The organism is Streptomyces sp. NPDC018964 (assembly GCF_044390325.1).
GTDB lineage: Bacteria > Actinomycetota > Actinomycetes > Streptomycetales > Streptomycetaceae > Streptomyces.
This window is the reverse complement of record NZ_JBIRYZ010000017.1, coordinates 1-13,531: the sequence shown is the minus strand read 5'-3', so window position 1 is coordinate 13,531 and position 13,531 is coordinate 1. Positions and strand designations below refer to the sequence as shown.

Below are 13,531 nucleotides of genomic sequence, written 5' to 3'. Positions count from 1 at the left end.
GTGTCCTTCTTCGGACGGGGGCGCCGCGCCCGTGACGTCACGGGTCCGTAAGACCGGGGCGCCCGGCGCTGAGGTGGGCCGGGGTTGGGCGGTGCCCGGTGTGGTGGCTGGGCGGGGGTGGGTAGCGCAGCCCGGCGCTTACGGGGTGCCGTCGCGCCCACCCGTGCCGCCCTGCGGCACGATCGCCCGCGGGTACGCCTCCAGCGGCAGCCGGACGGTGAACGTCGTCGTCCCCGGGGTGCTGCTCAGGTCGATGTCGCCGCCGTGCGCCCGTACCAGGGAGCGGGCGACCGCCAGGCCCAGGCCGCTGCCGCCGCGGTCGCGGCTGCGGGCCTTGTCGACGCGGTAGAAGCGGTCGAAGACCCGTTCCCGGTCCTCCGCCGGGATGCCGGGGCCCGCGTCGGCCACCCGTACCAGCGCCGAGCCGGCGGTGACGGAGACCGTGACGGACACCCTCGTACCGGCCGGGGTGTGCACGGCCGCGTTGGTGAGCAGGTTGTCCAGGACCTGCCGGACGCGCTGCGGATCGATCCGGAGCATCAGCGGCCCGGAGCCCGCCGTCACCGCCAGCGGATGGCCCGGGTAGCTCGCCCGGAACGCGTCGGCGGCCTGCTGGACCAGCTCCGCCAGGTCCGTGTCCGCCGTCCGCAGCGGTGCCTCCACCTCCGCCGCGTCCAGCCGGGCGAGCAGCAGCAGGTCGTCCAGCAGCACACCCATCCGGGCGGCCTCCGCCCGCAGCCGCGCCAGGTGCCGCTCCCGTTCGGCGGGCTCGTTGGCGGCGGCGTACTGGAACAGGTCCGCGTAACCGCGCACCGACATCAGCGGGGTGCGCAGCTCGTGCGAGGCGTCCGCGACGAACCGGCGCAGCCGCAGCTCCGCCTCCGCGCGCACCGCGAGGGAGTCGTCGATGTGCTCCAGCATCGTGTTGAACGCGGTCCGCAGCTCCGCCACCTCCCGGCCCCCGTCCCGACCGTCCGCGCGCAGCGGCAGCCGCGCCGCCGCCTCGCTCAGGTCGTGCGAGGCGATGCCGTGCGCGGTGTGCGCCATGTCGCTCAGCGGCTTCAGCCCGCGCCGCAGCATCCGCCGCCCGAACACCACCAGGGCCAGCAGCGCGAGCGCGAACACCACGACCTGCACCGTGATCAGCTGCCCGACGGTCTCCTCGATGTCCTCCACGGGCGCGGCGCTCACCAGCACCACCCCCGGTTCGACCTCGCAGCCGCGCAGCCGGTAGGTGCCCTCCCCCCTGATCCGCGCGGTGCGCGTCAGCTCCGTGTCGGAGTGCGCCATCGCCCGCGCGAGGTCGGCCAGGGCGCGGGTGTCGACGGGCACGTCGGAGGGCCTGCGCAGGCTGACCGCGTCGCCGGAGACGTCGTACACCGCCGTGTACCAGCCGTAGTACGGCTTCCGCTTCACCGTGCCGTGCGCCGCCGCGTCCTTGGCCTGCACGGCCTGGATCAGCTTGAGCTGGTCGCCCAGCTGCCGTTCCAGATAGTCGTGCATGTACGTGGTGAGCGCGGTGCCGACGACCGCGAACACCGCGAGGGACAGCACCCCGAGGCCCAGCGCCAGCCGGGTGCCCAGCCGCATCCGCCGGTACGTGACCCGCAGCCGCCGCGGACACGCCCTCACTCGGCGGCCTGCCGGATCACGTACCCGAAGCCCCGCACGGTCTGGATCAGCGGCGCACCGGTGTCGTCCAGCTTGCGCCGCAGCCGGCTCACCACCAGCTCCACCACGTTGGAGCGGCCCCCGAAGCCGTACTCCCACACGTGGTCCAGGATCTGCGCCTTGGTCAGCACGGTCGGCGACCGGCGCATCAGATAGCGCAGCACCTCGTACTCGGTCGGCGTCAGCGACAGCAGCCGCTCACCGCGCCGCACCTCGCGCGTGTCCTCGTCCATCGTCAGGTCCGCCACCCGCAGCACCGACCGCTGGAATCCCGGCCCCGCGCTGCGCCGCAGCACGGTGCGCAGCCGCGCCATCAGCTCCTCCACGGCGAACGGCTTGACCAGGTAGTCGTCCCCGCCCCGGGTCAGCCCCGCCACCCGGTCGGCGACCCCGTCCCGCGCGGTGAGGAACACCACCGGCACCATCGTCCCGGAACGCCGCAGCCGGTCCAGGACGCCGAAGCCGTCGACGTCCGGCAGCATCAGGTCGAGCACCACGATGTCCGGGCGGAACTCGGCGGCGCGGCGCAGCGCCTCCTTGCCCGAGTTGGCGGTGACCGCGTCCCAGCCCTCGTAGCGGGCGACGGTCGCGACCAGGTCGGCTATCGGCGGGTCGTCGTCCACGACGAGGAGTCGTACTTTTTCCACCCGCCCATACTGCGGCACACCGCCCCCGGCGCCAGAGGCGGTGCACGATCGCATCTCGATCGATAAAAACTTGAAAGTTGACCGACAGGGAATCGACAGCGCCTGTGACCAAGCTCGGAGTCCCAGGACCCGATCAAGGAGTTTCCGGCGTGACAGCTGTCCAATCGCCTCCCGCACCCCCCACCGCGAGGCGACGCCCCAAGGCGGTGGCGCGCATCGGCCTCTACGGCCTGCTCGCCGCGAACGCGGTGGTGGTGGCCGTCTTCTTCGTCCAGGCGGGCTTCGGCGCGAACGCCCTCGTCGTGCTCGGCCGCCTCACCGGCCTGTACGCCGCCCTGCTGATGGCGTTCCAGCTGCTGCTGGTGGCCCGGCTGCCCTGGCTGGACCGCCGGATCGGCATGGACCGGCTGACCCTGTGGCACCGCTGGACCGGCTTCGGACTGCTGTGGACGCTCCTCGGTCACGCCGTCTTCATCACCTTCGGCTACGCCGAGATGTCCTCCATGGACCCGGTGAACCAGCTCGTCGACCTCGCCGAGACCGTCGAGGGCGTGCTGCGCGCGGTCGTCGCACTGGTGCTGATCCTCGTCGTCGGCGCGGTCTCGGCCCGCCGCGCCCGACGCCGCCTCGCCTACGAGACCTGGCACTTCATCCACCTGTACACCTACGTCGCCGTGGTCCTCGCCTTCACCCACCAGGTCGCCGTCGGCTCCACCTTCACGGCCTCGGCCGCCGCCACCGCCTACTGGTACGGACTGTGGGGCGCCGCCCTCGCCGCCGTGTTCGCCGGCCGGCTGGTCCTGCCGCTGTGGCGCAACCGGCGCCACCAGTTCCGGGTCACGGCCGTCGTCCCGGAGAACGACAACGTGGTGTCCGTCCACATCACCGGCCGCGATCTGGACCGGCTGCCCGCCCGTGCCGGCCAGTTCTTCCTGTGGCGGTTCCTGACGAAGGACCGCTGGTGGCAGGCGAACCCGTTCTCCCTGTCCGCCGCTCCCGACGGCCGCACCCTGCGGCTCACCGTGAAGGCGGCCGGCGACGGCAGCGCGGCCCTGCGCCATCTCGAGCCCGGCACCCGGGTCTTCGCCGAGGGCCCCTACGGCGCCTTCACCACCCTGCACCGCACCCGCCCGGACGCCCTGCTCATCGCCGGAGGCGTCGGCGTCACCCCGATCCGCGCCCTGCTGGAGGAGCTGCACGGCCACGCCGTCGTCGTCTACCGCGTGTCCACCGAGGCCGACGCCGTCCTCCACGACGAGCTGCGCGAACTCGCCCTTGCCAAGGGCGCCGACCTCCACCTGATCACCGGCCCGCCCGTGCCCGACCGGCTGGCCCCCGGCGAACTGTCCCGTCTGGTCCCCGACCTCACCGACCGGGACGTCTACGTCTGCGGCCCGCCCGGCATGACCACCGCGGTCCTGCGCGGCCTGCGCGAACTGGGCGTACCGAAGCGGCAGATCCACTACGAGCGCTTCAGCCTGGCCGGATGACAAGCACGGGACGCATGAGGAGAACACCGTGAAACGAGCACTGCCCGTCCTGGTCCTGACCGTCGCCGGACTGATCCCCCTTTGGCGCTACACCCCGTCCGCCCCGGAGCCGGCGGTCGCCGAACCCGCGCCCGCCCCCTCGGCGCCCGCCTCCCCGGGCAGCACCACCCGGGTGGTGGCCGGCCCCACCGTCGACACGGAGAAGGGCCCCGTGCAGGTCGAGGTCACCCTCGACGGCGACCGCATCAGCGCCGTACGGATGCTCCGGCAGCCGGACCACCCGCAGACCACGGCCGCCGTACCGGTCCTGATCGAGGAAACACTGGAGGCCCAGAGCGCCGACGTCGACACGGTCTCCGGCGCCACCGTCACCAGCGACGGCTACCGGGAGTCCCTGCAGGCCGCCCTCGACGCGCAGGGCTCCTGACGTGCGGCGCGTCGAACACGTCATGGGCTTCCCGGTGTCGCTCCGCGTCGACGACGAGGGGTTCCGGGAGTCCGCGGCGGACGGCCTCTTCGCCTGGCTGCGCGAGGTCGACGCCCGGTTCAGCCCGTTCCGCGAGGACAGCGAGGTCTCCCGCCTGGACCGGGGCGAACTGGACCCCGGTCGGCTCAGCGACGACCTCACCGAGGTCCTCGCCCTGTGCGAGCGGTACCGGACCGCCACCGGGGGCGCGTTCGACGTACGGTTGCCGGGCCGGCGCCTCGACCCGTGCGCGGTGGTGAAGGGCTGGTCGGTGCAGAAGGGCGCCGACCTGCTGCGGGCGGCCGGAGCACGGCGGTTCTGCCTCAACGCCGGCGGGGACGTGGTCGCCGCCGGCGGGCCGTGGCGCGTGGGCGTACGGCACCCCGAACACGCCGACCGGCTCTGCACCGTCCTGGACCTCACCGACGGCGCGGTCGCGACCTCCGCGCGCTACGAACGCGGCGACCACATCGTCGACGGCCGCACCGGCCGCCCGGCGACCGGCCTGCTCGCCCTGACCGTCACCGCCCCCACCCTGACCGAGGCGGACGCGGTCGCCACGGCGGCCTTCGCCCTGGGCCCGGAGGGCATCACATGGGCCGCCGCACGCCCCGGCTGCGAGGTGTACGCCGTGACGGCGGACCGCCGGGTCGTACGATCACCGGGCTTCCCCGCGGCCGGACAGGCGGCGTAGCCGACCGCCGGAGCCTCGTGCGTCACCCTGACGAACACGACACCACTCCCGCGCACGGACCTTCACGGTCCGCACGGTGAGCGGCTGCCGCGGAGAGCCCCTCCCCGGGGCTCGGCACACGCCCGGCCTCCGGAGCCCGTACCTGACGGCCCGTCCCAAGGGCGGACGCCGGGAAGGCGACGGCAGGACCTGGACGTCCGGTGAGGTCACCGGGCCACGGCGGCCGCCCGTACGGCGCCGCGTACCAGGACCCGGAGCCGAGAGGCCGGCCGGTACCGACGGCCCCCCGCCCGGCTGCCGGGCCGGCCGCCAGGTCGCGGGGCGGTGGCGGTCCCGGTGTTCCGCGGGCGGAGGCTCCGGGCGGCGCCGGGCCTGCCTTCCGGCGGGCGGCGGGCCGGCGCCGGCGCCTACGGCGTGCCGTCGATGGACGCCTGGAGGCGGGTGCTGGCCATGCGCATGTGTTCCGCCATCGCCCGGTCCGCGGCCTCCGGGTCGCGGTCGCGGATCGCCCGCAGGACCGCGTCGTGCTCGCACAGCGTGCCGCTGACCGTGCCCTCGATGTCGCTGACGCGCTCCATCCACACCTGCAGCAGCGCCCTGATGCTGTGCAGGATGTCGCTCAGCACGGTGTTGCGCGCGATGCGGGCGCACTCCAGGTGGAAGGCGATGTCCGCGTCGATGAAGGCCGCCACGTCCCCGTGCGCGTCCCGCATGTGCTGGAGGTGCTCCTCCAGGCGGGCGACGTCCTTGTCGGTGGCCCGCTCCGCGGCGAGGCGGGCGGAGACGCCCTCCATGTAGGTGCGGACCTCGACCAGGTCCTGGGTCCGCCGCTGCCCCAGCATGAGCCCCCAGTTGATCGCCCGGGGCAGGAACTCCGACGTGCCCTCGCGGACGTACGAGCCGGAGCCCGGGCGGATCTCGATGATGCCGAGGACGTCGAGGGCGGAGAGGGCGCCGCGGACGCTCGACCGGGCGACGCCGAGCGCCTCGGCCAGCTGGCGCTCGGCGGGCAGCCGGGTCCCGGGCCGGATGTCGCCGGCCGACAGGTGGTCGAGGAGCCGCTTCGCGACCTCGCTGACGGAGGACTCGCGCACGACGGGGCGCAGCAGCTGCGCGAGATCGGGCGCGGCAGCGGCGGTCTGATCAGGCTGACTGGTCACGGTCACCAGTCAACCAGATGCCCGTTCCAGGCGACTGACCAGGCAGTTCACTCCGACGAGCGTGAGGAAAGTCAAGGGGGCGTCGCGTACTGAATTTATGACGCTCACCACACTGGTAAATTGGTGACCAATTTGGGGTGGCCGCATACCGTGAAAGCGATCCGGTCGGCCTCCCCGTACGGCGAGCCACCGGCGTGACCCGACCCGGACACAGCTGTCCGGGCGAGCCGAGGAGTCACCCATGGGTACCGACACGCATTCCGCGGCAGTCGAGAGAACTGCCATCAAGAAGGTCTCAGTACGCCTCGTCCCCTTCGTGGCGCTGATGTTCTTCGTGAACTATCTGGACCGCACGGCCATCTCGTTCGCCGAACCCAACGGGATGGGCGCGGACCTCGCACTCACCGCCGCCCAGTTCGGCTTCGCCTCCGGGATCTTCTTCCTCGGTTACATCGTGCTCGAGGTCCCCAGCAACATGGCCCTGCACCGCTTCGGTGCCCGCCGCTGGCTGGCCAGGATCATGGTGAGCTGGGGCATCGTCTCCCTGCTGTTCACCTGGGTCTCCAGCACCGGACAGCTCTACGGGCTGCGGTTCCTGCTCGGTGTGGCGGAGGCCGGCTTCTTCCCCGGCGCCATCCTGTTCCTGAGCCAGTGGGTGCCCGCCCGGCACCGCACCAAGATCCTGGGCCTGTTCTACCTGGCCCAGCCGCTCACCACCGTCTTCGGGGCGCCGCTGGCCGGCTGGCTCATCGGCCGTCACGGGATGTTCGGCCTCGAGGGCTGGCGCGTGATGTTCCTGTTCGTCTCGCTGCCCGCGATCGTCCTCGGCATCGTCGCCTACTTCTACCTGATCGACCGGCCCGCCGACGCCAAGTGGCTCACCACGGCCGAACGCGACTGGCTGACCGCGGAACTCGCCGCGGAGAACGCGCAAAAGACCGGCCACGAGGGCAAGCACGCCAAGGGCGACCTCAAGAGGGCCTTCGGCAGCGCCCGCGTCTGGGTCCTGGCGCTCGTCTACTTCGGCTTCGTCTACGGCCTCTACGCGCTGGCGTTCTTCCTGCCCACGATCATCAGCGGCTTCCAGGAGCAGTACGACACCACCTTCAGCGTGATGGACAAGGCGTGGATCACCGCGATCCCGTACCTGCCCGCCGCCGTCGTGCTGTTCTTCTGGACCCGGCACGCCACCCGCCACGGCACCCGTACCTGGCACGTGGCCGGCCCGGCCGTCGTCGGCGGCCTCTCCATCCCGCTCGCCCTGTACATGGGCTCCCCGACCGCCACCATCGCCGTCATCACGGTGACCGCCTGTGCCATTTTCGCGGCCCTGCCCGTCTTCTGGTCCTTCCCCTCCCGCTTCCTGACCGGAGCCGCCGCGGCCGCCGGCATCGCCCTGATCAACACGGCCGGCAACATCGCCGGATTCGCCGCCGGCTACATCACCGGCTGGCTCAAGGACTGGACCGGCGCCTACTACGCGCCGCTCTACCTGGTCGGCTTCTTCATGCTGCTGTCGGCCGTCCTGATGGTCCGGCTCGCCGCCCGTGACCACACCGCCGAACCGGCCCCCGGGACCGACCGGCAGCCGATGGAGGCCCACCGATGACCCGCCTGTTCAACGACCCCACCGCCTTCGCCGACGAGGCCCTGGAGGGCTTCACCGCCGCACACCGGCGCTGGGTACGGTCCGTCACCGGCGGTGTCGTCCGCTCCGGCGGCACCCCGCGCGGCGAGGTCGCCGTCGTCATCGGCGGCGGATCGGGCCACTACCCGGCCTTCTCCGGCCTCGTCGGCCGGGGCCTCGCCCACGGTGCCGCGGTCGGCAACGTCTTCGCCTCGCCCTCCGCGCAGCAGATCCGCTCCGTGGCACGCGCCGCCCACGGCGGCGCGGGAGTGCTGCTGATGTACGGCAACTACGCCGGCGACGTCCTGCACTTCGGACAGGCCGCCGAACGCCTGGCCGCCGAGGGCGTGGCCGTCCGCACCCTCGCCGTCACCGACGACATCTCCAGCGCCGGCCCCGAGGAATCCGGCAAGCGCCGCGGCATCGCGGGCGACCTGCCCGTCTTCAAGGCCGCCGCCGCGGCGGCCGAGGAGGGCCTGCCGCTGGACGAGGTGCTGCGCACCGCCGAGCACGCGAACGCCCGCACCCGTTCCTTCGGCATCGCCTTCTCCGGGTGCACCCTGCCCGGCGCCGGCCACCCCCTGTTCACCGTCCCCGAGGGCCGCATGGCCGTCGGCCTCGGCATCCACGGGGAGCCCGGCATCGGCGAGGAACCGCTGCCGACCGCCGACGAGGCCGCCCGCCTCCTGGCCTCCACCCTCCTCAAGGAACTCCCCGACGACGTCCCCACCCCCGAGGGCGCCCGCGCGGCCGTGATCCTCAACGGCCTCGGCTCCGTGAAGTACGAGGAGCTCTTCGTCGTCTACCGCGCGGTGGCCGCCCTCCTGGAGGAGGCCGGCGTCGAGATCGTCGAACCCGAGGTCGGCGAACTCGTCACCAGCTTCGACATGGCCGGCGTCTCCCTCACGCTGACCTGGCTCGACGACCGCCTGGAACGGCTGTGGCGGGCCCCGGCCGACGCCCCCGCCCACCGCAAGGGCGCTCCCGAACCGTCCGCCGCGGCACCGGTCGCGCCGGAGGAGGACGCCGAGGACACCGCCGTACCCCCGGCCTCCGCGGACTCCCGGAAGGCCGCCGCCACCGTCCTCACCGCCCTGCGGGCCCTCGCCGGCACCGTCGACGAGCACGTCGAGGAGCTGGGCCGCATCGACGCCGTCGCCGGCGACGGCGACCACGGCATCGGCATGCGGCGCGGCTCCACCGCCGCGCTCCGGGCCGCCACCGAGGCCCTGGAGCTCGGCGCGGGCGCCGGCACCGTGCTCACCCGCGCCGCCGACGCCTGGGCCGACCGGGCGGGCGGCACCTCCGGCGCCCTGTGGGGCACCATGCTGCGCGCACTGGGCACCGCCCTCGGCGACCAGGACGCTCCGACCGCGGCCCGCGTCGCCGACGGCGTCACCGACGCATCCGCGGGCGTGCGCCGGCTGGGCGGGGCGGAGACCGGCGACAAGACCATGGTCGACGCCCTGGTCCCGTTCGCCGACACCCTCGCCGACGCCGTCGCCGCCGGGGCGCCGCTCACCGAGGCCTGGGACCGCGCCGCCACGGCGGCCGGGTCCGCCGCCGCGGCCACCGCCGCACTGCTGCCCCGCAAGGGGCGCGCCCGCCCGCACGCGGAGAAGTCCCTCGGCACCCCCGACGCCGGTGCCCACTCCCTCGCCCTGATCACCCGCGCCGTCCACGGCGCACTGCGCGACGACCACTGAGGAAAGCAGACATGACCGACAAGCTGCGCATCGTCGTCGGATCCGACGACGCCGGATACGAGTACAAGGAAGCCCTCAAGCGGGACCTGGAGAAGCACGGCCTGGTCGCCGAGGTGACCGACGTCGGCGTCGACGCCGACGGCCACACCGCCTACCCCAAGGTCGCCATCGCCGCCGCCGAGATGGTCGCCCGCGGCGACGCCGACCGCGCCCTGCTGGTCTGCGGCACCGGCCTCGGCGTCGCCATCGCGGCCAACAAGGTCCGCGGCATCCGCGCCGTCACCGCGCACGACTCCTTCTCCGTCGAGCGCGCCGTCCTCTCCAACAACGCCCAGGTCCTCACCTTCGGCCAGCGCGTCGTCGGACTCGAACTCGCCCGCCGGCTCGCCGCCGAATGGCTCACCTACCGCTTCGACGAGACCTCCGCGTCCGCCGCCAAGGTCCAGCTCATGTGCGACTACGAGAACGACGAGGCCGCCGCCTGATGCCCGGCCCCGCACGTCCGCCCGTCCTGCTCGGAGTGAGCCTGAAGATGTACTTCGGCCACCACGAGACCCTCAACTGGGCCCGCAGGATCGCCGCCCTCGCCGCCCGCCACCCGGCCCTCACCTCCGGCACGGCCCGCCTCTTCGTCCTCCCCTCCTTCCCCGCCCTGGTCCCCGCCGCCGGCATCCTCGCCCCCTACGGCGTCGCCCTCGGCGCCCAGGACATCGCCACCGAGGACACCGGCCCCTACACCGGCGAGGTCGGCGGCCCCGCCCTCAAGGAGATCGGCTGCGCCTACGCCGAGGTCGGCCACGCCGAACGCCGCCGCCTGTACGGCGAGGGCGACACGGTCGTCGCCGCCAAGACGGCCGCCGCCCTGCGCAACCGGCTCACCCCCGTCCTCTGCGTCGGTGAACGCGACCGCGGCACCCCCGAGGAGGCCGCCGCACGCACGGTCGCCGAGGCGGCCCGGCTGCTGGACGGCCTCGAGGGCACCGTCGTCCTCGCCTACGAACCGCAGTGGGCCATCGGCGCCCCCGAACCGGCCTCCGCCGAGCACATCGCGGCCGTCTGCGGCGCCCTGCGGACCTGGCTGGACGACCGGCCCCGCCACGCCGGCTCGTCCGTCATCTACGGCGGCAGCGCGGGCCCCGGCCTGCTCACCCGCCTGGCCGGCAGCGCCGACGGCCTCTTCCTCGGCCGCTTCGCCCACGACCCGGCGAACGTCGAGGCCGTCCTCGACGAGGTCGGCGCCCCCTCCCCGGCGGCGGTGGCGTGATGGCGTACGGCATCAGCACCTACGCCTACTTCTGGCGGATCTCCGAGCGCGCACCGCACCCGATGTCCCTCACCGACATGCTGCGCGACACCGCGGAACTGGGCGGCCGGGTCTTCCAGATCTGCGACTACGCCCCCCTGCTGTCGTACGACTCCGCACAGCTCGCCGACCTCCGCGCCACCGCCCACGACCTGGGCCTCACCCTGGAACTCGGCACCCGGGGCATCCGCCCCGGCCACCTGCTCGACTTCCTCGACAAGGCCGGCGAACTGGGCGTCACCCTGGTGCGCTCCATGCTCAACACCGCCGACCACCGGCCGGACACCGCCGAGGCCCTGACCCTGCTGAAGGAGTCCGTGCCCCGCTACGAGGAGGCCGGCGTCACCCTCGGCCTGGAGACCTACGAGCAGGTGGCCACCGACGACCTGCTCGCCGTCGTACGCGGTGTCGGCAGCGAGCATCTGGGGATCGTCCTCGACCCCGGCAACAGCGTCGCCCGGCTGGAACGCCCCGCCGACGTGGTCGCCGCCACCGCACCGTACGTGGTCAACATCCATGTGAAGGACTTCGCCTTCACCCGGCGCGACGGCTGGGTCGGCTTCACCTACGCCGGCTGCCCGCTCGGCGAGGGCCTCCTCGATTACGACGGCATGACCGCCGCCGTCCGCCCCGGTGAGCGGGGCCTCAACCAGATCGTGGAGCACTGGCTCCCGTGGCAGGACGAGGGCTACGACGCCACCGCCCGGCTCGAACACCAGTGGACGCAGCACAGCATCGACACCCTTCTGAGGAGCGCGTAATGGCCACCGAGATCGAAACCCGGGTCGACGTGACGACCGTCGCCGTCATCGGGGCCGCCGGCAAGATGGGCCAGCGCGTCTCCAACAATTTGGTCGAGAGCGACTTCCGGGTGCTCTTCAGCGAGGCGTCCCCCAAGGGCCAGGAACTGATCCGCGGACTCGGCCGCGAGCTCACCGGGTCCGCCGACGCCGCCGCCCAGGCCGATGTCGTCATCCTCGCCGTCCCGGACGTCGTCCTCGGCAAGGTCTCCGAGGAACTCGTCCCGCTGATGCGGCCGGGCACCGTCGTCCTCACCCTCGACCCGGCCGCCGCCTACGCCGGCCTGCTGTTCTCCCGCGACGACATCCACTACGCCTGCGCCCACCCCTGCCACCCGTCGGTGTTCCTGGAGCGCACCACCAAGGAGGAGTGGCAGGACACCTTCGGCGGCATCGCCGCCCCGCAGGAGGTCGTCGCCGCGTACGAGGGCGGGGACGCCGCCAAGCAGGAGCTGGCCGAGTCGGTCATCCGCGTGATGTACGCGCCGGTCGTCGACGTCCACTGGGTCACCGTCAAGCAGCTCGCGGTGCTGGAGCCGACCCTCGTCGAGACCATCGCCTGCATGGTCGGCGCCCTGCTCACCGAGGCGCTGCACGAGACGGTCCACACCGTCGGCGTCCCCGAGAAGGCCGCCCGCGCGATGCTGCTCGGCCACACCCAGGTCGCCCTCGCGAACACCCTCAAGGGCTCCAACCCGTTCTCCGACGCCTGTCTGATCGCCATGGACTACGGCCGGGAGTCCATCGTCCGTGACGACTGGAAGAAGGTCTTCGAGGACGAGGAGCTCGACAAGGTCATCACGCGCATGCTGAAGATCAAGGAGATCAGGCGCTGATCCCAGGCGCTCCCCGAGCGCTTCCCGACGCCCGTGCCGCCCGTCCCCCGGCGACACGGGCGTCGGGCGCTTCAAGGCGCTCGTCAGAGGCTCCGTCCGGACTCGACCGGCGCCAGACCGTCAGGCCCCGGCCGGAACCGTCCGCCCAGTCGTGGAGGACCTCGTACGCCTTCTCGAACTCCCCGGTCATCGTGCCGACCCGCACTTCAGCTCTCCCCAGACCTGCTTGCCCCACGCGTAGAGGTCGGTGCCCCAGCGCTCGGTCAGCGCGTCGACCAGAACGAGGCCACGGCCCCGGAGCCGATCGCCGTCGGAGTCGGTCCGCATCATCGGGACGACTTTCGAGCGGTCGACCACCCCGAGGCGCACCCGGTTCTCCGCGGGCCGCGAGACGATCACGCGGATCGAGGGCAGACGGCCGTGGTCGACGGCGTTGGAGACCAGCTCGGTGACGACCAGCGCGGCGTCCTCCATCCGATCCTCGAGACCCCAGGCGGCCAGGGCGGTGCGCACGAGTCTGCGGGCGGCGGCCGCGCTCTCCGCTGAGCGGGGGAGGGTCTCGGAGTATCCGGGGTGCCCCGTGGGGCGTGGCGTTGTCGTCACAGTCGTCAGGACCTCGTAGGTGCGGTTGCGGTGTGGCCTTGCCTGAGTGAACGGCTCCCGGCCGCGCAAGGGCAGGAAAAGCACGGGCCGTGTGCGTCGGACCCGGCCGGAAATTTCCCCGCTTTCCCCACTACTGAGTCAACGCCTCCGGCACCGGCCAGCCCCACACCCTGACCTCCGTCACAGTGGGCACCGGCACCGCCAAGACCCTCACGTACGACGAGCAGGGCAACACCACCAAACGCTACGGCCCCACCGGCACCGCGCAGAGCCTCACCTGGGACATCGAAGGAGAACTCACCCGCCTCACCGAAGGCACCAAGACCACCGACTACCTTTACGACGCCAACGGCGAACTTCTGATACGCCGCGGCCCCGTCAGGACCGTCTTGTACCTCGCCGGCCAGGAACTCCACTACGACACGGCTGCTAATACTCCAGCTGTAGATCGAGATCTTGCTCGTTGCGCTTGTCGCTTCGGCTGACCTGTAAGGCGCGCAAGGATGCCTGGCAGAGTGGCCACCGGGA

13 protein-coding genes and 1 pseudogene are annotated in these 13,531 nt (G+C 72.8%); 10 read left to right on the top strand and 4 right to left on the bottom strand.

The window, feature by feature from the left end; translation table 11 throughout:
• Positions 1-138 precede the first annotated feature (138 nt).
• Positions 139-1,590: a sensor histidine kinase gene (locus ACH5AO_RS25420; protein ID WP_398928360.1), complete on the bottom strand. Its 1,452-nt coding sequence runs from the start codon at positions 1,588-1,590 to the stop codon at positions 139-141.
• 38 nt (positions 1,591-1,628) lie between these two features.
• Entirely contained in the window at positions 1,629-2,318 is a 690-nt protein-coding gene (locus ACH5AO_RS25415; protein ID WP_398928358.1) for a response regulator transcription factor, read from the bottom strand.
• 149 nt (positions 2,319-2,467) lie between these two features.
• Here ACH5AO_RS25415 and ACH5AO_RS25410 point away from each other — a divergent pair, with 149 nt between their 5' ends.
• From ACH5AO_RS25410 to ACH5AO_RS25400, 3 genes are read left to right on the top strand one after another with little or no spacing between them, the layout of a single operon-like run.
• The gene (locus ACH5AO_RS25410; protein ID WP_398928356.1) at positions 2,468-3,808 is read left to right on the top strand and encodes a ferric reductase-like transmembrane domain-containing protein; all 1,341 of its coding nucleotides are present in this window, start codon (positions 2,468-2,470) and stop codon (positions 3,806-3,808) included.
• 28 nt (positions 3,809-3,836) lie between these two features.
• Positions 3,837-4,235 carry an FMN-binding protein gene (locus ACH5AO_RS25405; RefSeq protein ID WP_398928354.1) on the top strand — a complete coding sequence of 133 codons (399 nt, stop codon included), beginning with the start codon at positions 3,837-3,839 and terminating at the stop codon, positions 4,233-4,235.
• A 1-nt stretch (position 4,236) separates the two neighbouring features.
• Positions 4,237-4,968, top strand: a complete 732-nt coding sequence (locus ACH5AO_RS25400; protein WP_398928352.1) for an FAD:protein FMN transferase — start codon at positions 4,237-4,239, stop codon at positions 4,966-4,968.
• 407 nt (positions 4,969-5,375) lie between these two features.
• Here the strand turns inward: ACH5AO_RS25400 and ACH5AO_RS25395 are convergent, their stop codons facing one another.
• Positions 5,376-6,134 (bottom strand): FadR/GntR family transcriptional regulator, encoded by a 759-nt coding sequence (locus ACH5AO_RS25395; RefSeq protein ID WP_398928350.1) that lies wholly within the window; start codon positions 6,132-6,134, stop codon positions 5,376-5,378.
• 235 nt (positions 6,135-6,369) lie between these two features.
• On the opposite strand from ACH5AO_RS25395, the gene ACH5AO_RS25390 reads away from it, so the two are divergent.
• The 6 genes from ACH5AO_RS25390 to ACH5AO_RS25365 are packed head-to-tail and all read left to right on the top strand — an operon-like array spanning position 6,370 to position 12,400.
• Positions 6,370-7,737: an MFS transporter gene (locus tag ACH5AO_RS25390; protein WP_398928348.1), complete on the top strand. Its 1,368-nt coding sequence runs from the start codon at positions 6,370-6,372 to the stop codon at positions 7,735-7,737.
• Positions 7,734-9,461, top strand: a complete 1,728-nt coding sequence (locus ACH5AO_RS25385) for a dihydroxyacetone kinase family protein (RefSeq protein WP_398928346.1) — start codon at positions 7,734-7,736, stop codon at positions 9,459-9,461. Before ACH5AO_RS25390 ends, ACH5AO_RS25385 begins: the two co-directional genes overlap by 4 nt.
• Before the next feature lie 11 nt (positions 9,462-9,472).
• Positions 9,473-9,946, top strand: a complete 474-nt coding sequence (locus ACH5AO_RS25380; RefSeq protein ID WP_398928344.1) for a ribose-5-phosphate isomerase — start codon at positions 9,473-9,475, stop codon at positions 9,944-9,946.
• Positions 9,946-10,725, top strand: coding sequence for a triose-phosphate isomerase family protein (locus ACH5AO_RS25375; protein ID WP_398928342.1), 780 nt, complete (start codon positions 9,946-9,948; stop codon positions 10,723-10,725). The genes ACH5AO_RS25380 and ACH5AO_RS25375 overlap by 1 nt, the downstream gene beginning before the upstream one ends.
• A complete protein-coding gene (locus ACH5AO_RS25370) occupies positions 10,725-11,525 on the top strand; it encodes a sugar phosphate isomerase/epimerase family protein (RefSeq protein WP_398928340.1) in 801 nt (266 codons plus the stop codon). Before ACH5AO_RS25375 ends, ACH5AO_RS25370 begins: the two co-directional genes overlap by 1 nt.
• Positions 11,525-12,400, top strand: coding sequence for a phosphogluconate dehydrogenase C-terminal domain-containing protein (locus ACH5AO_RS25365; RefSeq protein ID WP_398928338.1), 876 nt, complete (start codon positions 11,525-11,527; stop codon positions 12,398-12,400). The genes ACH5AO_RS25370 and ACH5AO_RS25365 overlap by 1 nt, the downstream gene beginning before the upstream one ends.
• A 186-nt stretch (positions 12,401-12,586) precedes the next feature.
• On the opposite strand, the gene ACH5AO_RS25360 is transcribed toward ACH5AO_RS25365, so the two are convergent.
• On the bottom strand, positions 12,587-13,012 hold the full coding sequence (locus tag ACH5AO_RS25360; protein WP_398928566.1) for an ATP-binding protein: 426 nt from the start codon (positions 13,010-13,012) through the stop codon (positions 12,587-12,589).
• Between the two features lie 128 nt (positions 13,013-13,140).
• Here ACH5AO_RS25360 and ACH5AO_RS25355 point away from each other — a divergent pair.
• Positions 13,141-13,434 (top strand): annotated as a pseudogene (locus ACH5AO_RS25355) (hypothetical protein); the annotation flags it as partial.
• Positions 13,435-13,531 lie beyond the last annotated feature (97 nt).

Bases quoted from the DNA above. Each gene is read 5' to 3' on its own strand.
- ACH5AO_RS25365 (WP_398928338.1), top strand. From the start codon at position 11,525: ATGGCCACCGAGATCGAAACCCGGGTCGACGTGACGACCGTCGCCGTC.
- ACH5AO_RS25420 (WP_398928360.1), bottom strand. From the start codon at position 1,590: ATGCGGCTGGGCACCCGGCTGGCGCTGGGCCTCGGGGTGCTGTCCCTC.
- ACH5AO_RS25385 (WP_398928346.1), top strand. From the start codon at position 7,734: ATGACCCGCCTGTTCAACGACCCCACCGCCTTCGCCGACGAGGCCCTG.
- ACH5AO_RS25390 (WP_398928348.1), top strand. From the start codon at position 6,370: ATGGGTACCGACACGCATTCCGCGGCAGTCGAGAGAACTGCCATCAAG.
- ACH5AO_RS25370 (WP_398928340.1), top strand. From the start codon at position 10,725: ATGGCGTACGGCATCAGCACCTACGCCTACTTCTGGCGGATCTCCGAG.
- ACH5AO_RS25380 (WP_398928344.1), top strand. From the start codon at position 9,473: ATGACCGACAAGCTGCGCATCGTCGTCGGATCCGACGACGCCGGATAC.
- ACH5AO_RS25375 (WP_398928342.1), top strand. From the start codon at position 9,946: ATGCCCGGCCCCGCACGTCCGCCCGTCCTGCTCGGAGTGAGCCTGAAG.